Source organism: Micromonospora echinofusca (assembly GCF_017614955.1).
GTDB classification, from domain to species: Bacteria; Actinomycetota; Actinomycetes; order Mycobacteriales; family Micromonosporaceae; genus Micromonospora; species Micromonospora echinofusca_A.
The window spans coordinates 1-1359 of the sequence record NZ_WVUH01000645.1 but is presented as its reverse complement, the minus strand read 5'-3'; the positions used below and the strand labels follow the sequence as shown (position 1 = coordinate 1359).

The window sequence follows — 1359 nt, the reverse complement described above, 5'->3', positions numbered from 1 at the left end:
GGCTGACGGTGCGGGAGACGCCGTCGCGGGTGAGCATTTCGCCGAAGACGATCCAGGGTTGGCGGCCCATTTCGGTGAAGATCCAGCCGAAGGAGTTGGCGGCCAGGGGTAGCAGGGGCAGGATCAGGCCGGCGCGCAGGAGCCAGCGGTTGGTGGGGGTGCGGCCTTTGCGGCCGGCCCAGAGGACCCAGAGGGCGATGGCGGCGGCGGCGAGGCCGAGGCCGATCATGAAGCGGAAGCTCCAGTAGGTGACGGGGATGATGGGGGCGTAGTTGCCGGGGCCGTACTGGGTGGCGTACTGGGCTTGGAGGTCGTTGATGCCGGCGACGGTGCCGTTGGGGTCGCCGGTGCCGAGGAAGGACAGCAGGTAGGGGATTTTGAGGGCGTAGATCTCGCGGCTGCCGTCGAGGCTGCCGATGGTGAGGACGCTGAAGGCGGCGGGTGATTCGGTGGTGTAGAGGCCTTCGGCGGCGGCCATCTTCATGGGCTGGACCTCGGTCATGATTTTGCCCTGGATGTCGCCGGTGATGAGGACGCCGGTGGTGGCGATGAGGGTGACGATGGCGCCGAACTTGGCGGCGAAGCGGTAGGTGTCGGTGTCGTCGGTGCGGTGGCGGTAGAGGTGCCAGAGGGCGACGGTGACGATGAGGCTGCCGGCGACGAGGAAGGCGCCGGCGATGGTGTGGGGGAAGGTGATGAGGGCGACCTTGTTGGTGAGGACGGCGAGGAAGTCGGTGAGTTCGGCGCGTCCGGTGTCGGGGTTGATGCGGTAGCCGACGGGGTTCTGCATCCAGGAGTTGGCGGCGAGGATGAAGTAGGCGCTGAGGTTGCTGCCGATGGCGGCGGCCCAGATGGCGGCGAGGTGGAGGCGTTTGGGGAGGCGGTCCCAGCCGAAGATCCACAGGCCGAGGAAGGTGGATTCGAGGAAGAAGGCGACGAGGGCTTCGATGGCCAGGGGGGCGCCGAAGATGTCGCCGACGAAGCGGGAGTAGTCGCTCCAGTTCATGCCGAACTGGAATTCCTGGACGATGCCGGTGACGACGCCCATGGCGAAGTTGATGAGGAAGAGTTTGCCGTAGAACTTGGTGAGTTTGAGGTAGCGGTCGTTGCCGGTGCGGTGCCAGAGGGTTTGCAGGATGGCGACGAGGATGGACAGGCCGATGGTGAGGGGCACGAAGAGGAAGTGGTAGACGGTGGTTACACCGAACTGCCAGCGGGCGACATCCAACGCGTCCACCAGTTACCCCCAGGGTTGCGCACGACACAGACTTACTACGAGACGTAGTAAATACTACCGCCTGTCGTGAGTGATCTTCAGGGGCGGCGGTCCCCCGCGACCCGGGCCGAACGGCCCTGACC

1 protein-coding gene is annotated in these 1359 nt (G+C 65.8%); it reads right to left on the bottom strand.

The features are described 5' to 3' along the window. Positions 1–1237 (bottom strand): cytochrome ubiquinol oxidase subunit I (locus GSF22_RS33565; protein ID WP_208817916.1); only part of this gene is annotated, 1237 nt, incomplete at its 3' end. Positions 1238–1359 lie beyond the last annotated feature (122 nt).